The sequence below is a fragment of the Vibrio zhugei genome, from assembly GCF_003716875.1.
GTDB lineage: Bacteria > Pseudomonadota > Gammaproteobacteria > Enterobacterales > Vibrionaceae > Vibrio > Vibrio zhugei.
This window is the reverse complement of sequence record NZ_CP033078.1, coordinates 515,018-530,517: the sequence shown is the minus strand read 5'-3', so window position 1 is coordinate 530,517 and position 15,500 is coordinate 515,018. Positions and strand designations below refer to the sequence as shown.

Annotated in this window: 19 protein-coding genes; 4 read left to right on the top strand and 15 right to left on the bottom strand. The window is 46.9% G+C overall.

The annotated features are described in order from the left end of the window. Window positions 1-18: 18 nt before the first annotated feature. The 3 genes from recX to pncC form a co-directional block, all read right to left on the bottom strand. Window positions 19-480 (bottom strand): recombination regulator RecX, encoded by a 462-nt coding sequence (gene recX / locus EAE30_RS07615; protein ID WP_123015389.1) that lies wholly within the window; start codon window positions 478-480, stop codon window positions 19-21. Window positions 481-551: 71 nt separating this feature from the next. Beyond that, window positions 552-1,595: a recombinase RecA gene (gene recA / locus EAE30_RS07610; RefSeq protein WP_123017295.1), complete on the bottom strand. Its 1,044-nt coding sequence runs from the start codon at window positions 1,593-1,595 to the stop codon at window positions 552-554. 149 nt (window positions 1,596-1,744) lie between these two features. Then, window positions 1,745-2,239 (bottom strand): nicotinamide-nucleotide amidase, encoded by a 495-nt coding sequence (gene pncC, locus EAE30_RS07605; RefSeq protein WP_123017294.1) that lies wholly within the window; start codon window positions 2,237-2,239, stop codon window positions 1,745-1,747. An 84-nt stretch (window positions 2,240-2,323) separates the two neighbouring features. On the opposite strand from pncC, the gene mutS reads away from it, so the two are divergent. Further along, window positions 2,324-4,885: a DNA mismatch repair protein MutS gene (gene mutS / locus EAE30_RS07600; RefSeq protein ID WP_123015388.1), complete on the top strand. Its 2,562-nt coding sequence runs from the start codon at window positions 2,324-2,326 to the stop codon at window positions 4,883-4,885. Window positions 4,886-4,961: 76 nt separating this feature from the next. On the opposite strand, the gene rpoS is transcribed toward mutS, so the two are convergent. The 11 genes from rpoS to folB form a co-directional block, all read right to left on the bottom strand. Then, window positions 4,962-5,936, bottom strand: a complete 975-nt coding sequence (gene rpoS, locus EAE30_RS07595) for an RNA polymerase sigma factor RpoS (protein WP_123015387.1) — start codon at window positions 5,934-5,936, stop codon at window positions 4,962-4,964. Window positions 5,937-6,009: 73 nt separating this feature from the next. After that, on the bottom strand, window positions 6,010-6,927 hold the full coding sequence (locus EAE30_RS07590; RefSeq protein ID WP_123015386.1) for a peptidoglycan DD-metalloendopeptidase family protein: 918 nt from the start codon (window positions 6,925-6,927) through the stop codon (window positions 6,010-6,012). After that, a complete protein-coding gene (locus EAE30_RS07585; protein ID WP_123015385.1) occupies window positions 6,927-7,553 on the bottom strand; it encodes a protein-L-isoaspartate(D-aspartate) O-methyltransferase in 627 nt (208 codons plus the stop codon). Before EAE30_RS07585 ends, EAE30_RS07590 begins: the two co-directional genes overlap by 1 nt. A gap of 5 nt (window positions 7,554-7,558) precedes the next feature. Then, window positions 7,559-8,314 (bottom strand): 5'/3'-nucleotidase SurE, encoded by a 756-nt coding sequence (gene surE, locus EAE30_RS07580; protein ID WP_123015384.1) that lies wholly within the window; start codon window positions 8,312-8,314, stop codon window positions 7,559-7,561. After that, window positions 8,307-9,353, bottom strand: coding sequence for a tRNA pseudouridine(13) synthase TruD (gene truD / locus EAE30_RS07575; RefSeq protein WP_123015383.1), 1,047 nt, complete (start codon window positions 9,351-9,353; stop codon window positions 8,307-8,309). Before truD ends, surE begins: the two co-directional genes overlap by 8 nt. A gap of 21 nt (window positions 9,354-9,374) precedes the next feature. After that, on the bottom strand, window positions 9,375-9,851 hold the full coding sequence (gene ispF / locus EAE30_RS07570) for a 2-C-methyl-D-erythritol 2,4-cyclodiphosphate synthase (RefSeq protein ID WP_123015382.1): 477 nt from the start codon (window positions 9,849-9,851) through the stop codon (window positions 9,375-9,377). Then, entirely contained in the window at window positions 9,848-10,546 is a 699-nt protein-coding gene (gene ispD, locus EAE30_RS07565) for a 2-C-methyl-D-erythritol 4-phosphate cytidylyltransferase (RefSeq protein WP_123017293.1), read from the bottom strand. Before ispD ends, ispF begins: the two co-directional genes overlap by 4 nt. Further along, window positions 10,546-10,839, bottom strand: coding sequence for a cell division protein FtsB (gene ftsB, locus EAE30_RS07560; RefSeq protein WP_123015381.1), 294 nt, complete (start codon window positions 10,837-10,839; stop codon window positions 10,546-10,548). Before ftsB ends, ispD begins: the two co-directional genes overlap by 1 nt. Before the next feature lie 171 nt (window positions 10,840-11,010). Then, the gene (locus EAE30_RS07555; protein ID WP_123015380.1) at window positions 11,011-11,781 is read right to left on the bottom strand and encodes an undecaprenyl-diphosphate phosphatase; all 771 of its coding nucleotides are present in this window, start codon (window positions 11,779-11,781) and stop codon (window positions 11,011-11,013) included. 4 nt (window positions 11,782-11,785) lie between these two features. Then, entirely contained in the window at window positions 11,786-12,286 is a 501-nt protein-coding gene (gene folK / locus EAE30_RS07550) for a 2-amino-4-hydroxy-6-hydroxymethyldihydropteridine diphosphokinase (protein ID WP_123015379.1), read from the bottom strand. Then, on the bottom strand, window positions 12,283-12,636 hold the full coding sequence (folB, locus tag EAE30_RS07545) for a dihydroneopterin aldolase (RefSeq protein ID WP_123015378.1): 354 nt from the start codon (window positions 12,634-12,636) through the stop codon (window positions 12,283-12,285). The genes folK and folB overlap by 4 nt, the downstream gene beginning before the upstream one ends. A gap of 181 nt (window positions 12,637-12,817) precedes the next feature. Between folB and plsY the strand changes: the two genes are divergently transcribed. Next, window positions 12,818-13,417: a glycerol-3-phosphate 1-O-acyltransferase PlsY gene (gene plsY, locus EAE30_RS07540; RefSeq protein ID WP_123015377.1), complete on the top strand. Its 600-nt coding sequence runs from the start codon at window positions 12,818-12,820 to the stop codon at window positions 13,415-13,417. A gap of 77 nt (window positions 13,418-13,494) precedes the next feature. Here plsY and tsaD read toward each other — a convergent pair whose 3' ends face one another. Beyond that, window positions 13,495-14,511: a tRNA (adenosine(37)-N6)-threonylcarbamoyltransferase complex transferase subunit TsaD gene (tsaD, locus tag EAE30_RS07535; RefSeq protein WP_123015376.1), complete on the bottom strand. Its 1,017-nt coding sequence runs from the start codon at window positions 14,509-14,511 to the stop codon at window positions 13,495-13,497. A gap of 252 nt (window positions 14,512-14,763) precedes the next feature. Here tsaD and rpsU point away from each other — a divergent pair, with 252 nt between their 5' ends. Beyond that, window positions 14,764-14,979 carry a 30S ribosomal protein S21 gene (gene rpsU / locus EAE30_RS07525; RefSeq protein WP_001145625.1) on the top strand — a complete coding sequence of 72 codons (216 nt, stop codon included), beginning with the start codon at window positions 14,764-14,766 and terminating at the stop codon, window positions 14,977-14,979. Window positions 14,980-15,006: 27 nt separating this feature from the next. Continuing rightward, window positions 15,007-15,450: a GatB/YqeY domain-containing protein gene (locus EAE30_RS07520; protein ID WP_123015374.1), complete on the top strand. Its 444-nt coding sequence runs from the start codon at window positions 15,007-15,009 to the stop codon at window positions 15,448-15,450. Window positions 15,451-15,500: the final 50 nt, after the last annotated feature.

Sequence of the window (15,500 nt, the reverse complement as noted above, 5' to 3'; positions counted from 1 at the left end):
ATTTTCGAAAACACACCACTATTCATCATCACCGCTGAGTGCATAGTGTATTTGGTCGAAAGAATAGCCGCGATATTGCAGAAAACGTACTTGTTTGGCGTACTCTTTTTTATCGGCCGCTGGCTTCCCTTTAAATTTTTTCAGCGCCGTTTCTCTCGCCAACTCAAACCAATCCGGCGCCTCTTCTTCCAATGCCGCGTCAATGATCGATTCTGCTACTCGCTTGGCATTCAGTTCTTGCTGAATGCGACGCTTACCATGTCCTTTAAAAACATGCTGACGCACTTGGCTTTTCGCAAAACGTAAATCGTCTAAATAATGATATTCATGACAAAAAGCGATCGCTTGCTGTACCTCAGTTTCTTCATAGCCTTTTTGTGTCAGCTTTTGCTGTAACTCAGCAATGCCGTGATCACGTCGACTCAACAACTGTATGGCCGCTTCTTTCACCGATAATGTCGGTTTTTTCTTCGCATACATCGCGTTTCTCCAGATAGCCAAAAGCCCCGCATGTGCGAGGCTTTCGTTAACGATAATGATTCATTATACGCTTATTTTTCTTCTTGCTCTGGTACCGCACCGAACTCCGCTTCTTCCGCAGGTTTTACCGGATTAAGTAGCATATCACGCAAGGTCGTATCAATTGTGGTTCCAACCTCTGGATGCTCACGCAGATACTTACATGCGTTCGCTTTACCTTGACCAATCTTATCGCCATTGTAGCTGTACCATGCACCCGCTTTTTCTACGAGCTTATGTTTCACGCCAAGGTCAACCAACTCACCTTCGCGGTTAAAGCCTTGTCCGTATAAGATTTGTGTATGAGCTTCTCTAAATGGCGCGGCAATTTTGTTCTTCACCACTTTGATGCGAGTTTCGTTACCCACCACTTCATCGCCATCTTTAATTGCACCAGTACGACGAATATCTAAACGCACAGACGCATAGAATTTCAGAGCATTACCACCTGTTGTGGTTTCTGGGTTACCAAACATCACACCAATTTTCATACGAATTTGGTTGATGAAGATACACATACAGTTAGAGGCTTTCAGGTTACCGGTCAGTTTACGCATCGCTTGTGACAACATACGAGCTTGTAGGCCCATGTGGCTATCGCCCATTTCACCTTCGATTTCCGCTTTCGGAGTTAAGGCAGCAACAGAGTCGACAACCATTACATCGACCGCGCCTGAACGAGCCAACGCATCACAGATTTCTAGTGCTTGTTCACCCGTATCCGGTTGCGATACCAATAGCTCATCGATGTTGACACCCAATTTACCTGCGTATACAGGATCAAGCGCATGCTCGGCATCAATAAAGGCACAGGTCTTACCGGCACGCTGAGCGGCCGCAATCAGTTCTAGAGTTAATGTTGTTTTACCCGAGGATTCAGGACCGTAAACTTCCACAATACGTCCCATTGGTAGCCCACCCGCACCTAGCGCGATGTCTAGAGAAAGCGACCCGGTAGAAATGGTTTCAACATCCATCGCGCGGTTATCACCTAAGCGCATGATAGAACCTTTACCGAATTGCTTTTCAATTTGGCCAAGTGCTGCGGCCAGCGCTTTTTGTTTATTTTCGTCCATTACTTTCTCCAGACTGTCACTCATTGCGTGATCGGTGAATGCGTCAATATTAATTCGACAATAGTTGTCTTTGTTGGAAATCATTATACTGTTGATTCATACAGTGTCCACCCCTGTATCACAATTTTTTTGATTTCACTCGACGCATGTCACTCTTTGTTTTTTTCAAGGTAATCACTCAGGGTTTGTAAGGCGAAACAAACCGCTTGTGCACGCACTTCGCGGCGATCGCCCTGAAAGTGCTGAGTACTGACACACTGCCAGCCCGAAGTATCCTGCCATGCAAAGCACACCGTACCCACTGGTTTTTGCGCCGTGCCCCCACCAGGCCCAGCGATACCACTGATCGCCACAGCAATCGTGCCATTTGAAGCGACTAACGCGCCTGCCGCCATTTCCTGTACCACCGGTTCAGACACAGCGCCATAAGCCTCTAAAGTCGCCTTTTGCACGCCAATCATCGTTTGCTTGGCTTCATTACTATAAGTCACAAAGGCTCGCTCAAACCATTGTGAGCTTCCCGCGACGTCAGTAATGAGCGCGGCCACTGCGCCCCCGGTGCAAGATTCAGCCGTCACTAAGATTTGCTCCGCGTCTTGCAACTGTTTACCAACGGTCTGACTTAATATGTCCAATGATTCCATCATCAAAAACCCTTTTACATCTTTTCGCAGCAAAGTGATTCACGTATCCTAAGCCGCAATGTTCTCAAACAAAAGAAATAAACCGTGACTGCTGAGCAAAAACACACTCCGATGATGCAGCAATATCTGAAACTCAAAGCTGAGAATCCAGATATTTTGTTATTTTACCGTATGGGAGACTTTTACGAACTCTTTTACGATGATGCCAAACGAGCGTCTCAATTACTTGATATCTCGCTAACCAAACGGGGTGCCTCAGCAGGTGAACCTATTCCTATGGCCGGCGTTCCTTTCCACGCCGTGGAAAACTACTTAGCCAAATTAGTGCAGCAAGGCGAATCCGTTGCGATTTGTGAACAAATTGGTGACCCAGCCACCAGCAAAGGTCCGGTTGAACGCCAAGTGGTGCGCATTGTCACTCCAGGAACCGTCACGGATGAAGCGTTGCTTTCAGAACGCGTCGATAACCTCATTGCCGCCATCTATTACCAAGATGGTCGTTTTGGGTATTCTACGCTGGATTTAACCTCAGGTCGCTTCCAATTGTGTGAACCCGAGTCGGAAGAAGCCATGGCGGCAGAATTACAACGCACCGCCCCACGAGAACTGCTTTTCCCGGAAGATTTTACCCCTGTCCATTTGATGGAGCACCGACAAGGCAACCGACGTCGCCCTATCTGGGAATTCGAGATTGATACTGCGAAGCAGCAATTAAATCAGCAGTTTGGTACCAAAGATTTGATCGGTTTTGGGGTGGAAAATGCACAGCGCGGCTTATGTGCGGCCGGCTGTTTAATCCAGTACGTCAAAGACACGCAACGCACAGCGCTGCCACACATTCGCTCATTAACGTTTGATCGACAAGATCAGTCGGTTATCTTAGATGCCGCGACACGACGTAATCTCGAACTGACTCAAAACTTATCAGGCGGTGTCGATAATACGTTAGCCGAGGTCCTCGATCATTGCGCCACTGCAATGGGAAGCCGGATGTTAAAGCGTTGGATTCACCAACCCATGCGCCACATTGAGGCTTTGAATCAGCGTTTGGATGCCATTGCGGAATTCAAAGAAACTGGCTTATTCAGCGATATTCAGCCAGTCCTTAAATCGATAGGCGACATTGAACGGATTTTAGCGCGTTTAGCTCTGCGCTCTGCACGGCCACGTGATTTGGCGCGCCTGCGTAATGCACTGCAACAATTGGATGAATTAAGTGAGATCACTCAAGACCTTCAACATCCCTATTTACATAAGCTCGCACAATACACGCGCCCTCAAACCGAGTTATGTGCATTACTGACCTCGGCCATTATTGATAATCCGCCCGTAGTGATTCGCGATGGGGGGGTAATCGCGCCGGGCTACAATCAAGAATTGGATCAGTGCCGCGATCTGGCCAACGGTGCCACCGAATACTTAGAACAACTAGAAAGTGAAGAGCGTGAGCGTCATGGCATTGATACGCTCAAGGTCGGCTATAACAACGTCCATGGCTTTTATATTCAAGTCAGCCGTGGACAAAGCCACTTAGTGCCGCCTCACTATATTCGCCGCCAGACCTTAAAAAACGCAGAACGCTATATCATTCCTGTCCTAAAAGAACATGAAGATAAAGTGCTGAATTCCAAATCTCAAGCTCTGGCGCTCGAGAAGAAGTTATGGGATCAATTGTTTGATCAGCTACTTCCTCACTTAGAGACTCTGCAAAATCTGGCATCGGCTCTCTCTCAGCTCGATATTTTACAAAACTTAGCTGAGCGGGCAGAAACGTTAGATTATTGCCGCCCGCAATTGACCGATAAAACAGGGATCCACATTCAAGCCGGTCGCCACCCTGTGGTGGAGCAAGTCATGCAAGATCCTTTCATTTCGAACCCTATCGATCTCGATCCACAACGCCAAATGTTGATCATTACAGGACCGAACATGGGGGGTAAATCAACCTATATGCGACAAACCGCGCTCATTGCATTAATGGCACATATCGGCTCATTTGTTCCGGCTCAGCAAGCCACTATTGGGTTACTCGACCGTATCTTTACCCGTATTGGTGCCTCGGATGATCTCGCCTCTGGTCGATCAACCTTTATGGTAGAAATGACTGAAACAGCCAATATTTTGCATAACGCGACCGCTCAAAGCTTAGTACTCATGGATGAAATTGGTCGTGGAACCAGCACCTATGATGGTTTATCACTGGCATGGGCCAGCGCAGAATGGTTGGCGAAAAAAATTGGTGCGTTAACGTTATTTGCCACCCACTACTTCGAACTGACAGAGTTACCAGAACTGCTGCCAAACTTGGTCAATGTGCATTTAGACGCGGTGGAGCACGGTGAGACCATTGCCTTTATGCACTCGGTCAATGAAGGCGCAGCAAGCAAATCTTACGGGCTCGCGGTAGCAGGACTGGCGGGTGTGCCGAAAACCGTGATTAAAAATGCCCGCCAGAAATTGGCTCAATTAGAACAAATCGGTCATCAGGCCGCTCCCTCACCACAAAACTCAGTGGATGTCGCTAATCAGCTGAGCCTGATCCCCGAGCCGAGTGACGTCGAGCAACACCTAGCCAATGTGGATCCAAACGATCTTTCGCCGCGTCAGGCATTAGAATTGATCTATCAATTAAAAGGCATGCTTTAATTCACTGGCTTTTTACTGCCAAGATCAAAAAGGCACTCCAATGGAGTGCCTTTTTATTAAACTGAGCGATCTTTACCTAGAATTCAGCTTCAACGTTAAAGAGTGCTTCCATGCTCAACCCTTGTTTGACCAAGATTTCGCGCAGACGCCGTAGCCCTTCCACTTGAATCTGACGAACACGTTCACGAGTCAGGCTGATTTCACGTCCAACTTCTTCCAACGTTGACGGTTCGTAACCCAACAATCCAAAACGACGAGCAAGCACTTCTTTTTGTTTTGGATTCAGTTCATCTAACCAGTTGACTAATGATGCTTTAATATCATTATCTTGGGTCGAAACTTCGGGATCAGAATGATGACCATCAGGAATGATATCCAACAACGCTTTATCACCATCACCGCCAATCGGTGTATCCACAGAACTGATACGCTCATTCAGACGGAGCATTTTACTGACATCTTCAACAGGCTTATCCAGCTCTTGAGCGATTTCTTCAGCGGTAGGTTCATGGTCTAAACGTTGTGAAAGTTCACGTGCAGTCCGTAAATAAATATTCAATTCTTTAACAACATGAATCGGTAAACGAATGGTTCGTGTTTGGTTCATTAGCGCACGCTCAATCGTTTGGCGAATCCACCACGTCGCGTAGGTGGAAAAACGGAATCCACGTTCTGGGTCGAATTTCTCGACCGCACGAATCAAACCAAGGTTGCCTTCTTCAATTAAATCAAGAAGCGCCAAACCGCGGTTGCCATAACGACGAGAGATTTTAACAACTAAGCGTAAATTACTTTCGATCATACGTTTGCGCGCAGTATCGCAACCACGTAACGCACGTCGAGCATATAACACTTCTTCTTCTGCTGTTAATAGTGGTGAGAAACCAATTTCGCTTAAGTACATTTGAGTCGCATCTAAACTTTTTGATGAGACTTCAAAGTCATCTTGAGCATTGGCCGTTTTTTTGGTTGAACTTGAATCTGTCACATCGTATTGCGTTGCGTCGAATTCAAATTCTTCTACTTTTGTAGCAGTGTTACTAATACTCATAGTGCCTCCCCATGGCGAGCTCAGCGAACATCACAACTTCAATGATGCTGAATTCTCTATCTATAAAGTATAATTACGGTAAATAACGTTTAGGATTAACGGATTTACCTTTATAACGAACTTCAAAATGTAATCGAACGCTGGATGCCCCTGAACTGCCCATAGTGGCGATCTTTTGCCCACCTCTCACATTTTGTCCTTCCTTGACTAACAACTTGTCATTGTGAGCGTAAGCGCTAATGTAATCATCATTATGTTTGATAATGATAAGGTTGCCGTATCCTCGTAACGCATTTCCAGAATAAACCACAACCCCTGCTGCTGCCGCAGTGATGGATTGTCCTCGTTGACCCGCAATATCGATACCTCGATTACCTTGGTTCCCCGAAGAGTAGTTTCTCACCACTCGACCTTTTGTTGGCCAATACCATTTCGTAATTTTTTGGTTACTAAAATGCGTATTATCCAAACTCGCGTTTACACTATCTTTACGTTCACCACCAACATACTCTTTTGTTTTTGTTGAATCAATCCCCCGTTTGGTGGTTTTACTACCCCCTTTAGAGGTATTTTTAGCCTTTTTAGAGGATGATGTGGCTTTTGCGACATGAGGAAAAACAGCGCCGCTTGGGGAGGGAACCGAAGGTGTGGTTATTTTTTGCTCACCAGACCTAGACTTATGACCATAAGCAGGGGCTTCATATTTTGGCTTCCATAAATTGAGTTTGTCACCAGGGTGAATAACGTAAGGAGACGTCAATTTATTGTAACTAATTATTTCTTTGATGCTTTTATCAGTAACATAGGAGATAAAATACAACGTATCACCCGGTTTGACCACGTAGTAACTACCACGGTAGCTGCCACGGCTGATCGAGTCATAATCTTTTCCCAACCCAGAAACCGGTGCTGGTGCATGGGGAGCACATCCTAGTAAAACACTAGATAACGTGGTCATCAGCACGGCAGATTTGAGTTGGGAATGATTCATTATGCGAGTTCACCTGCGACTAAAGGGACGAAGCGGACTTCTTCAACCGGTTGAGATAAGTAAGTGCCGCCTTGACGAACCACTTTATAGAGTTGCTGCTGCTCACTGCCAACAGGAATGATCAATCGGCCATGATCGGCTAATTGTTCAATCAATGCCTGAGGTATGTTATCCGCAGCGGCGGTCACGATGATCGCATCAAAAGGCGCTTTACTGGCCCAGCCTTCCCAGCCATCACTGTGTTTCGTTGAGACGTTATAGATGTCGAGTTTCTTCAGACGTCGCTTTGCATCCCACTGTAACGATTTGATCCGCTCCACCGAATACACATGTTCGACCAATTGGGATAACACCGCCGTTTGATACCCCGATCCCGTGCCAATTTCAAGAACACGACTCTGAGGCGTGAGATCGAGTAACTGGGTCATTTTTGCCACAATATAGGGCTGAGAGATAGTTTGTCCCTGTCCGATAGGCAGTGCATTATTATCATACGCTTGATGCATCATTGCTTGCGATACAAACTGATCCCTTGGCAACGCGTACATCGCGGCCAACACACGCTCATCATTAATGCCTTGCTCGGCCAAAAACTGAACTAACTTTTCAGCTTTGGGGTTCGCCATTATCCCTACCCTTTCAACCATTGATTTATAGAGTTCATTGCTTCATGAGCGGTCAAATCGACCTGTAAAGGCGTCACCGACACATAGCCACATTCCGTTGCATGAAAATCAGTACCTTGACCCGCATCTTGTTTTTGCCCGGGAGGACCAAGCCAATAAATATCATGGCCACGCGGATCTTGCTGACGAATCATGGCTTCAGCATGATGACGAGCCCCTAAACGCGTGGTTTGTATTCCCTTGATATGCTCTAACAAAATATCTGGCACATTGATATTCAACAGGCGATTATCAGGGATCGGATTGGCAATATGCTGTAAAACTAACTGCTTCGCAATCTGTGCGGCTGTAGTAAAACACTGCTTTCCGACGAGGGAAAAGGCCATCGCTGACACGCCCAGAAAATGCCCTTCCATCGCAGCGGCAACAGTCCCAGAGTACAGCACATCGTCCCCTAGATTGGCACCATGGTTAATGCCCGTTAGAACCAAGTCAGGACGGCAGTCTTGCATCAGTTCGTTCAATGCAAAATGCACACAATCTGTCGGTGTACCTTGCACGGAATAACAGCGCGGAGCAATTTCATGAACTCGTAAGGGATGTTCTAAAGTGAGCGAGTTAGATGCCCCCGACCGATTGCGATCAGGTGCGACGATGGTGATCGTCGCAATGTCTTGCAGCGCTTCAGCAAGAACACGAATGCCCTCTGCATGGACGCCATCATCATTACTGAGTAATATCTTGAGTTTTTTTTCAGTCATACTGACGCTCTACTGGGATTTCGTCGATAAGCTCGCGAGTGATTGCAGTAGCAAAACTACCAGAATCCAACTCGAATTTTAATGTAATCATATCGTTATCGACACTCCAGTGAAAGTTTTGCGCGTGCAAAGACACCCCACGACGATCATGACGCATCCGATTACCGCGAATCAAGGCCATAAGGTCGTCTTCTTGATCAAGGCAAGACTGTTCAATGTCTAACACTTGCCCTTGCGTAGGTAGCGCATTATCACCCGCCATGGCAGCAGTGATCATCGCTTGTTGCTGATCCACATCCGCCTGCAGTGATGGGACCATCGCCTCATCAACTAAGCGCAACTCGCCGTTGCTTTGCACCACATCGCCAACCATCACACGATCAAAAATCCCCTGCTCAATACGCTGAGAGACAATGTGGTTAAATATCCAAGAACGTGCGGTCGAAAGATACATACTGCGCTTGTTGCTATTCCGAGTGCGTACGTTTTCGCGTCCCCAACGACGGGCTTCGTGTAAATTATTGCCCTCACGACCAAAGCGTTGGCTACCAAAGTAATTGGGAACCCCCTGCTCTTTTACCGTTGCCAAGCGAGCCAACACATCCTCGACATCGGTCACTTCAGAGAGCACCACTTCAAAGGCATTGCCTTGTAAATCACCCGGGCGCAATTTTTTATGATGGCGTGTGGTTTCTAGCACCTCAATGGTGTCGTGCGCTTGCAAAAAATCCGTCAGATCCGGTTCCACATGACCGGGAAGATGCACACTCAGCCACTGCTCAGTCACGGCATGGCGATCTTTCAATCCTGCCCAACTGACATCTTTGGATTTCACGCCACAAGCTTTCGCCAGTTCATTGGCGACAAAACTGGTATTTTCACCGGTTTTGCGAATGCGTACCATCCAATGCTCACCCTGGCCTGAAAGATCGTAGCCTAAGTTTTCTATGACTCGAAAATGCTCAGGTTTCGCTTTTAACTTCGCTTTCGCTGTCGGTTGGCCGCACAAATAAGCAAAAGGGGATAATATATCTGTCATTTTTTCTCTTTTCCGTCTGCTTTACGCTCGGGTCAACAACACCACAGCTTCACATGCAATGCCTTCTTTACGCCCAGTAAATCCGAGGCGTTCACTGGTCGTTGCTTTCACATTGACTTGCCCAAGTTCACATTCGAGATCGTGAGCAATCGCGGCACACATGTCTTCAATATGGGGCGCCATCTTAGGGGCTTGCGCAATAATGGTGATATCGGTATTGCCTAAAATATAGCCACACTCTTTAACACGGCGATACACATCTTTGAGTAAATCACGACTGTTCGCTCCCTTCCATTGATCGTCAGTATCAGGGAAGTGTCGGCCAATATCGCCTTCAGCGATGGCACCTAACAACGCATCACAGAGCGCATGCAAAGCCACATCACCATCAGAGTGAGCAATCAAACCGAGTTCATAAGGAATGGCCACACCACCAATTATCACCGGGCCTTCGCCACCAAATTTATGTACATCAAAACCATGGCCAACTCGTATCATGTCGACTCCTTATCACGTCGTAAATAAAACTCGGCTAATGCGAGATCTTCAGGTTGAGTAATTTTAATATTATCAGAACGCCCAGCAATAAGCGCTGGCTGTTGGCCGATCCATTCAAATGCCGAGGCTTCATCCGTTAAAGTGACACCTTGTTGCAGAGCATCCCCTAATGTTGTTAATAACGCCTCAGTACGAAACATTTGCGGCGTAAGCGCATGCCACAGCGCTTGCCTGTCAACGGTATGAGTAATGGAATTATCGGCTCCGGAACGCTTCATGGTATCGCGAACTGGCGCAGCCAAAATGCCCCCAACATCATGAGTGATCACAGCGTCAATCAACTGGGTAATATCGGACAAATGCACACACGGTCTCGCCGCATCGTGCACCATAACCCATTCGCTTGGTATGTGATGGTGGACATAGTCTAACGCTGACAGCACCGAATGTGCACGTTCATCGCCACCACGCACAGAAATAACCCGTGGGTGTTGAGCGAGGGCTAACTGTGCATAGTAAGGATCATCATCACTCACCGCGACCACCACCTGACCAATATTGGGATGGCTGAGCAGTTTCTCGACCGTGTGCTCTAACACGGTTTTGCCTAGTAACGACAAATATTGCTTGGGACGATCGGCTCTCATGCGGCTGCCAATACCCGCCGCGGGAACAATCGCTGTAATTGTTGCGATCATTGAGCGTCTTCCTTATTGTCGTCCCCAATAATGCGATAAAACGTTTCGCCTTTTTTTACCAAACCGAGCTCATGGCGTGCCCGCTCTTCAATCGCATCTTTTCCTTTGCGCAAATCATCGATCTCCGCAAACATTTCTTGATTACGCTCATGCAAATTCGCATTCACTTTTTCTTGGGCTGCGATTTCACTCGACACTTTTTGATAATCCGACACTCCGTTTTTTCCAAACCAAAGTGTGTATTGCAAAATGCCGAGTAATACCATCAATGCCACTGCAAAGACGCGCATAAATTTCTACTCATCATTGAAAATTATGCCGCAATTAAGCGGCATAATACGTTAAACATTACGAATGGCTTCTGTTATAGCATATGGCATCTATAGGATCGAATATGCTAGCGCTTGCTCTAAGCACGCTTAACCGTCTGCACATCGCATCGTTAGCGAGTTCAAGACGCGTTACGCATACAACCACAACAGTAAAGCAGCACCAAAAATGATGCGATAAATACCAAAAGCGTTAAAGGTAAAGCGATTCAAAAAGGCTAAGAACAATTTCATTACGATCCAAGCCGATAGATAACTCACCACAAACCCCACGACCAAGGTAGTTAATTGAGCGTGAGAGAAATCTTTATAGTTTTCCAAGAGCTCTAAGCCGCCCGCCGCGACCATCACAGGTAAGGCTAACAAGAAAGAAAATTCCGCACTCACTGTACGATTAACGCCAGCCAGCAACGCCCCAACAATGGTGGATCCCGCACGGCTCGTCCCCGGAATTAACGCAAACACTTGCGCAATACCAATGGCCATCGCTTGACGATAAGTAATCGTATCTAACGAATGCGTCGTCGGTTCACGACCTTTGAGGTAGTGTTCCATCCATAAGAAGATGACCCCCCCGACGATAAACATGATAGGCACAACGGTAATCGTAAACAGCGATTTCACTTCATCTTTTAGCAGGAAACCAATCGCTGCGATCGGTAGAAAAGCAATAAAGACTTTCACCCAAAGCGCAATATGCTTGGGGTGAAGACGTTCTTTATAATTGGTCAGTACCGCTAAAATTGCCGATAACTGAATGATCACTTCAAATGCTTTATTACTATCACTTTGTGGTAAGCCTAGCCACTCACTGACTACAATCAAATGTCCGGTTGACGAAATCGGAAGGAACTCTGTAACGCCTTCAACCAATCCGAGGATAGCACTCTGAATTATATCCATTAAATTACTCTATCGTTGTTATATTAAACCAAGTTTCTACTGGTGTGATGAGGTGTAAGTGATCTGACTGTAACCAGATCTGCCGTATAGAACGACCGTCACCGGGCAGAATAAGTTCCGGACACAATTCAAATAAAGGCTGAATAACAAAAGGAAAGCGATAAATATCTGAACGCGGAAGCTCAGGTTTTTGCGTAGAGCAAACATCGCCATAAAGCACAATGTCGAGATCCAACGTGCGATCCTCATTTTTTTGCGCTTGTTCCGATCGCCCCCAACGTAATTCTATGTCACGCAACTGCCTAGCCAGCTCTGCTAAGGATAACGATGTTCTAAACTCGGCCACCAAATTAAAAAAAGGGCGGCCATCAAACCCAATGGGTAACGACTCATAAATGGTCGAGATGTTGAGCTCGGTTCCCAATTGAGAGAGCTCTTGTATTGCCGCCTCAACATGGGTGTAGCGGTCAATATTACTGCCTATGCCAACATAGGTGGTGATCATACGTGTCCTCGTTCAATCACAACTCCGACACTGCGTGCTTGGGCAACGGCTTTCGGTTTCGCAACGGTCACTCGGATCCAAGGCACATTAAATTGCGACATAACCAAATCGGCGATCTCTTCAGCCACCCTCTCGACCAGCAAAAATGCGCCGCCTTCCACATGCTGCAAAATGGCCTGACTGACCGAGGCGTAATCCAACGCATCCGCCACATTATCGCTTAATCCAGCCGGGCGATTATCATGGGCCATTTCAATATCAAGCGTTAACTTCTGTTTGATCTGTTGTTCCCAGTCATAGACACCAATTGTGGCAATGACATCCAATTGGTCGATAAAAACTTTATCCATAATTTACTTATTTCCTTTAACAGGTCGGATACCCAAACTGCTTAAAAAATCGTACTATTTCAGTGTCACGCTATGATATACCGAAACAATATCAAAATGTGAAATCCAACTCTTTTTTTTCCGATCCATTCACGCACACAATGGTAGACTGTCAGACACGAACCATAACCTCGAGGCACCTATGACGCCACTGGCCCTAATTATGACTATTTTCGCGTATTTGCTCGGGTCAATTTCCAGTGCCGTGTTAATTTGTCGTTTGGTTCGCTTACCCGATCCCAGATTGTCCGGCTCAATGAACCCAGGCGCGACCAATATATTGCGTTTGGGGGGCAAAAAAGCCGCATCAGCAGTTTTCTTGGTGGACATGCTCAAAGGCACGATTCCCGTATGGGGCAGTTACTTTTTGGGCATCGATGCGTTTGTGCTTGGTGTGATTGCCATTGCCGCTTGCCTAGGCCACATGTACCCCATTTTTTTCCATTTTCGTGGTGGCAAAGGCGTCGCGACTGCCTTGGGTGCGATTGCCCCTATCGGCTTAAGTTTGGCGCTGATGAGTATGCTCACTTGGCTTGTGACCGTTGCCGTGTTTCGGTTTTCCTCATTAGCTGCGATCATTACCGCCCTACTTACCCCACTCTACACTTGGATGGTCAACCCACAATACACTCTGCCTGTGTCTATGTTGTGTTGCTTAATTGTTTTACGCCACCATCAAAATATTCGTCGACTCCTCTTAGGCACCGAACCCAAATTCGGTGACAAACAATCCAAGTCGTGAATCTTGACCGACAAGACGAAAAAAAGGCCGCCTGATTGGCGACCATTTTATTGTCAACAGCTTCGCATCCATGGCGGCTAAGCGATGGGAGATAACTCATCAATCGGCCAACGAGGACGAGCTTCAATGCTCAAATCGGTCACTTCGTTATTTTTCAAACGCTGCATGCCCGCGTAGGCAATCATCGCGCCGTTATCCGTACAGAACTCAGTCCGTGGATAATGCACACTTCCGCCCACTTTATTGGCTAACGCTTCGAGTGACTGACGCAGCGAAATATTCGCGCTCACCCCACCGGCGATCACAATGCGTTTTAATCCAGTCTGCTGCAACGCTCGTTTGCACTTAATCGCTAACGTATCACATACCGCTTCTTGGAATGCATAGGCGATATCGGCGCGGGTTTGCTCATCATTCTCATTCGCCGCGATGGTGTTCGCCGTAAAGGTTTTTAATCCAGAGAAACTCATATCGAGCCCTGGGCGGTCCGTCATCGGACGCGGGAATTTAAAGCGCCCTGGCGTGCCTTTTTCCGCCAATTTCGCCAGCAACGGTCCACCGGGGTAATCCAGCCCCATCAGTTTGGCGGTTTTATCAAACGCTTCACCGGCCGCATCATCAATCGACTCCCCTAAAATGGTGTAATCACCGATGCCACGCACTTCAACAATCATGGTGTGTCCGCCAGAGACCAGCATCGCGATAAACGGAAACTCCGGTGGAGAGTCTTCTAACATCGGAGCGAGCAAATGGCCTTCCATATGATGGACCGCCACAGCAGGCACACCCCACGCATAGGCTAAACTACGCCCAATGGTAGCGCCCACTAGCAGCGCGCCGACTAATCCCGGACCGGCGGTATACGCCACGCCATCGATATCGGCGGGCGTCAGTTTGGCGTCCGCTAACGCCTGTTTTATTAATGGCACGGCTTTTTTGACATGGTCACGAGAGGCCAACTCCGGCACTACTCCGCCATAATCTGCATGCAATTTTACTTGGCTGTATAATTGATGTGATAATAAGCCCTGCTCATCATCGTAAATCGCAATACCCGTCTCATCACAAGAGGTTTCGATACCTAAAATGCGCATAATTTTCTTCGCACGCCATCGTGGTTAATTCTAAATTGGCGTCATGTTACCTCGGGTTTGCATTACAAACAAATTTTGTACAGACTATCGGCGATAAAAGTCTTTACAAAGCGATGGTGTTCGGATTAAAATTCCGCACCATTTTTGATCTCGCTGGTGAAAAACCCGTTCAACGCCTTTTCCTAGAAAAGAACGTTTGTAACGGTAAAGAGAAATCAGCATTAACGAATTAATCCCCGAGGTGAAAGGCATATGCCAGTAGTTAAAGTACGTGAAAACGAACCGTTCGACGTAGCTCTACGTCGTTTTAAGCGCTCTTGTGAAAAAGCAGGTATCCTTTCTGAAGTGCGTCGTCGTGAGCACTATGAAAAACCAACTACCGTTCGCAAACGCGCTAAAGCAGCAGCTCAAAAGCGTCACGCTAAAAAGCTTGCTCGTGAAAACGCACGTCGCGTTCGCTTGTACTAATAACTAATTTCAACATAGGAATTGGTTATGGCTCTTATTGATCAACTCAAAGAAGAGCAAAAATTAGCGATGAAGGCCAGGGATAAACAACGCCTTGGCACAATTCGTTTGGCCTTATCAGCCATTAAACAGCGTGAAGTCGACGAAAAGATTACTCTTTCCGACGATGACATCGTTGCTGTATTGACTAAGATGGTTAAACAGCGTCGCGATTCATTTGCTCAATATGAATCAGCAGGTCGTGAAGATCTTGCTGCAGCGGAAAAAGCTGAAATTACAATCCTTGAGGATTTTATGCCTCAACCTTTAACTGAAGAAGAAGTCTCCGCATTCATTGATAATGCGATTACGGAAAGTTCAGCGTCAGGCATGCAAGACATGGGTAAAGTAATGGCACTTTTGAAGCCGCAACTTCAAGGGCGCGCTGATATGGGGAAAGTTAGCGGATTAGTGAAAACGAAACTCGCATAAAACCCAGCCCCTAATTACATCAAGCCGTGCTCTCTTCATTGAGATGCACG